Below are 4,620 nucleotides of genomic sequence, written 5' to 3'. Positions count from 1 at the left end.
GCGCCGTGGCCCATGGACATGCCCGGCCGGCCCCGCCCCCCCGCCGCCAATGCGGCGAGCCTTACGCTAGGGGCGTGCCTTGCGGCACGAAGCGGCGGATGCCGCCGCCGGCGCTTGAGGGCGACGCCGCGACGCGGCGGCGCGCTAAAGGGTTCAACCCCGGTAGGGGTTGAACCACCCGAGCCCGGCGACCGTCTCGCCGGCCGGCTTGTATTCGCAGCCGATCCAGCCTCGGAAGCCGAGCTCGTCGATCCGCCTGAACACGAAGGGCCAGTTCACCTCGCCGGTGCCGGGCTCGTTGCGGCCGGGATTGTCGGCCACCTGCATGTGGGCGATCAGCGCCAGGTGCTTCTCCACCCGCTTGACCAGGTCGCCCTCGGTGATCTGGCAGTGATACAGGTCGAACTGCATGCCCACCTTCTCGGGCCCGATCGCGTTGATGATCGCCGCGGCCTGGTCGGTGGTGTTGAGGAAGAAGCCGGGGATGTCCCGGTGGTTGATCGGCTCGATCACGCATTTCACGCCGGCGGGCACCGCCTGCTCGGCGGCCCAGGCGAGGTTCTCGGCCAGCACCGCGGTCATGGTGTCGTGCGGCACGCCGGCCGGCTTCAGGCCGGACATCACATGGATGCGCGGGCAGGAGAGGGCGGCGGCGTAGTCCAGCGCCTTGCGGAAGCCTTCGCGGAACTCGGCCTGCCGGCCGGGCAGCGCCGCCTGGCCGCGCTCTCCGGCGGCCCAGTCGCCCGGCGGCGCGTTGAACAGCACCTGCTGGAGGCCCGCGGCCTTGAGGCGGGACGCGACCTCGGCGGCCGGGAAGTCGTAGGGGAAGAGGAACTCGACGGCCTTGAACCCGGCCTTCGCCGCCGCGTCGAAGCGGTCGAGGAAGGGCAGCTCCGAAAACATCATGGACAGGTTGGCGGCGAAGCGCGGCATCCTGGCGGTCCTCTCCTGGTGGCGGCGGTCATGCCCCGCGCTGCGAGGCGAGGCAAGACGGGCGGGTGCGTGGCCGCCCGGCTTCGGGTAAGCCATCTCGGTACGAGGGCCCTTCGCGCATGCAGCAAGACCAGATCCGACCCGCCCAGGTCATCGGGCTCCTGGCGGTGCTGGTGCTCGGCATCGGCTGCTTCCTGGTTCTGCGCCCCTTCCTCTCCGCCCTGCTCTGGGCGGCGATCCTGGCCTTCACCACCTGGCCCGCCTTCTCGCTGCTGCGGGACCGGCTGAGGCTCTCGCCCGGCTGGGCGGCGCTGCTGATGGTGCTGGCCGAGTTCCTGCTGATCGGCCTGCCGATCGCCTTCGCCGCGCCCACCAGCCGCGAGGATGTGGAGGCGCTGCGCGCCGGCCTGGTGACGCTGCTCACCGACGGACTGCCGAATGCGGTGCGCATCCTGGGCGACATCCCCTTCATCGGTCCCTGGCTCGCCGACTGGGGCGCCGGGCTGGATGCCACGCTGTCCGGCCTGTTCGCCGCGCTGCGGCCCTATGCCGGCACCCTGGCGCAGAGCGCGCTGTCGGTGCTGCTCGTGGTGCTGTCGGGCATCGCGGAGCTCCTGCTGGCCATCTTCCTGGCCTTCTTCTTCTATCGCGACGGGCCGGCCATCGCGCTGCATTCCGAACGGCTGATGGAAAAGCTCGCCGGGCCGCGGGCGCGGCACCTCGTGGACCTGACCGGCAACGTGACGCGGGGCGTCGTCTATGGGCTGCTCGGCACGGCGGTGGTGCAGGGGGCGATGACCACCTTCGGGCTCTGGATCGCGGGGGTGCCGCAGCCGGTGCTGCTCGGCGTGGTGGCGGGGGTGATCTCGATCCTGCCGGTCGGCGCGCCGCTGGTCTGGGTGCCGGCGACGATCTGGCTGTTCGTGCAGGGGGACTGGGGCTGGGGCCTGTTCATGGCGATCTACGGGGCGGCCGGCATCTCCTCGGTGGACAACGTGATCCGCCCCTGGCTGATCAGCCGCGGCGCCGACCTGCCCTTACTGCTGACCCTGCTCGGCGCCATCGGGGGCGTGCTGGCCTTCGGCTTCCTCGGCCTGTTCCTGGGACCTGTCCTGCTCGCGGTCGGATACTCGCTGATCAGGGATTGGGCAGGCGGGCCGCCCCCGCCGGCCGGAACGGGCTGAGTCCGGTCTTTTCGGCCGGGTCGGGGCGGGATATGGACCCCGCTTCGGTCGGATGCGGGCGCGACGACCCGCGCGGCGACCGGGGGAGATCCGACGGGATGCGACGATTGGGATTGGCGGCCGCGGCCGCCCTGCTGGCCCTGGGCATCGGGGCCGCCGATGCGCGGACGGTGCGGTGGTCGGCCTCGGGCGATCCGAACACCATGGACCCGCACAGCCAGAATCTCGGCACCGTGACCATGGTGCTGCAGCAGATCTACGATCCGCTGATCCACCGCAACGCCGACCTGACGCTGCGCCCGGGGCTTGCGCTCTCCTGGACGCAGGTGGAGCCCAACCGCTGGCGCTTCGTGCTGCGCCAGGGCGTCAAGTTCCACGAGGGCGAGGACTTCACGGCCGACGACGTGGTGTTCTCCATCACCCGCGCGCTGCAGCCGACCTCCAACTACGGGATCTTCGTCGATTCCGTGGACCGGGCGGTGAAGGTGGACGACTTCACGGTGGACGTGATCACCAAGCGGCCGGACCCGATCCTGCCGAACAAGTTCGCCTCGCTCTACATGATGTCGAAGTCCTGGTCGGAGCGGCACAACGCCACCCGCCCGCAGAACACCCGCCAGCGCGAGGAGATGCACACGGTCCGCGCCACCAACGGCACCGGCGCGTTCCGCCTGGTCTCGCGCGAGCCCGATGTGCGCACCGTGCTGCGCCGCAACGACGCCTGGTTCGGCTGGAACGAGCCCAACCAGACGCCCGGCAACGTGACGGAGATCATCTACCGCCCGATCGGCTCCGATGCGACGCGCATCGCGGCGCTGCTCTCGGGCGAGATCGACTTCGTGCTCGACCCGCCGCTGCAGGACCTGAACCGGCTGCGCAGCGCGGGCAGCATCCGCGTGCTGGAGGGGCCGGAAGTGCGGACCATCTTCATCGCGATGGACGTGCACCGCGACCAGCTGCTCTACAGCGACGTGCGCGACCGAAATCCCTTCAAGGACCTGCGGGTGCGCCAGGCGCTCTATCACGCGATCGACATCCAGGCGATCCACCGCACCACGATGCGCGGGCAGAGCATTGTCACCGGCACCTTCTTCCCGCCGCAGGTCAACGGCTACACCGAGGGCGAGGATGTGCGCCTGGCCTACGACCCGGCGCGGGCCCGCGCGCTGCTGGCCGAGGCGGGCTACCCGAACGGCTTCGGCGTGACGCTCGACTGCCCGAACAACCGCTACATCAACGACGAGCAGATCTGCCAGGCGATCGCTGCGATGTGGTCGCGCGTCGGCGTGCGGACCAGCGTGAAGGCGCAGCCGCTCGCCACCTTCTTCCCGCAGATCCAGCGGGAGGATACGTCCATCTATCTGCTGGGCTGGGGCGTGCCGACGCTCGATGCGCTCTATTCCTTCCAGTCGCTGCTGGCCACGCGCAACGGCGAGCAGGGCGACGGCATCTGGAACTACGGCCGCTACTCCAACCCGCGCATGGACGAGCTGGTGACGCGGATGAAGACGCAGTCCGGCGAGCAGCGGATGGAAGCCATCCGCGAGGCGCTGCGGATCTACCGCGAGGACGTGCCGCACATCCCGCTGCACCACCAGATGATCCCCTGGGCGATGCGGAGCAACATCACCATCCCGCACGCGGCGAACAACCAGCCCTATTTCCGCTGGATGGTCGTGAACTGAGACACCCTTGACCGCGCCGGCAGCCAGCCGCCACGACAACCCTGGCTGCCGGCGCGGATGGAACCCCGATGCCCGCCTTCATCATCTCCCGCGTGCTGCAGGCCCTGCCCGTCATGCTCGCGGTGGCGCTGATCTCCTTCGCGATGTTCGCCTATGTCGGCGACCCGGTGGCGATCATGCTGGGCCAGGACTACACCCAGGCGCAGCGCGACGCGCTGATCCGCGACCTCGGGCTCGACCAGCCCTTCTTCGTGCAGTTCGGCGCCTTCCTGCTGAACGCCTTGCAGGGCGAGTTCGGCCTGTCCTACCGGCTGTCGCGCCCGGTGATCGAGCTGATCGCCGAACGCGCGCCGGCCACGCTGGAGCTTGCCCTGACCGCGGCGGCGCTGGCGCTGCTGGTCGGCGTGCCGATGGGCATCTACACCGGCCTCTACCGCAATTCCTGGCTCAGCCGCTTCTTCCTGACCTTCAGCCTGATCGGCGTGTCGCTGCCGACCTTCCTGATCGGCATCCTGCTGATCCTCACCTTCTCCGTCTGGCTCGGCTGGCTGCCGAGCTTCGGCCGCGGCGACACGGTCCAGCTCGGCTGGTGGAGCACGGGCTTCCTCACGGCCTCCGGCCTGAAGGCGCTCATCCTGCCCTCGATCACGCTCGGCCTGTTCCAGATGACGCTGATCATGCGCCTGGTGCGCGCCGAGATGCTGGAGGTGCTGCGCACCGACTACATCAAGTTCGCCCGCGCGCGCGGGCGGGCCAACCGCGCCGGCAATTTAGGCCAAGCGCGGAAGAACACGCTGGTGCCGGGGGTCACCCTCACC

At 69.9% G+C, this 4,620-nt stretch carries 4 protein-coding genes; 3 read left to right on the top strand and 1 reads right to left on the bottom strand.

Annotation, left to right across the window (positions count from 1 at the left end):
- Positions 1 to 153 precede the first annotated feature (153 nt).
- Positions 154 to 933, bottom strand: coding sequence for a 2-oxo-tetronate isomerase (gene otnI / locus AC1MIR_RS15685; RefSeq protein WP_480029123.1), 780 nt, complete (start codon positions 931 to 933; stop codon positions 154 to 156).
- 119 nt (positions 934 to 1,052) lie between these two features.
- On the opposite strand from otnI, the gene AC1MIR_RS15680 reads away from it, so the two are divergent.
- The 3 genes from AC1MIR_RS15680 to AC1MIR_RS15670 form a co-directional block, all read left to right on the top strand.
- Positions 1,053 to 2,117: an AI-2E family transporter gene (locus tag AC1MIR_RS15680; protein ID WP_480029122.1), complete on the top strand. Its 1,065-nt coding sequence runs from the start codon at positions 1,053 to 1,055 to the stop codon at positions 2,115 to 2,117.
- A gap of 113 nt (positions 2,118 to 2,230) precedes the next feature.
- Positions 2,231 to 3,802 carry an ABC transporter substrate-binding protein gene (locus AC1MIR_RS15675; protein ID WP_480029121.1) on the top strand — a complete coding sequence of 524 codons (1,572 nt, stop codon included), beginning with the start codon at positions 2,231 to 2,233 and terminating at the stop codon, positions 3,800 to 3,802.
- Between the two features lie 68 nt (positions 3,803 to 3,870).
- Positions 3,871 to 4,620: ABC transporter permease (locus AC1MIR_RS15670; RefSeq protein WP_480029120.1), on the top strand; the 750-nt coding region annotated here is incomplete at its 3' end.

It is taken from the genome of Falsiroseomonas sp. RANM36 (assembly GCF_056682175.1).
This window is presented reverse-complemented; position numbering and strand designations above follow the sequence as displayed.

Coding starts and splice junctions, on each gene's coding strand:
- otnI (WP_480029123.1), bottom strand. CDS start 933: ATGCCGCGCTTCGCCGCCAACCTGTCCATGATGTTTTCGGAGCTGCCC.
- AC1MIR_RS15680 (WP_480029122.1), top strand. CDS start 1,053: ATGCAGCAAGACCAGATCCGACCCGCCCAGGTCATCGGGCTCCTGGCG.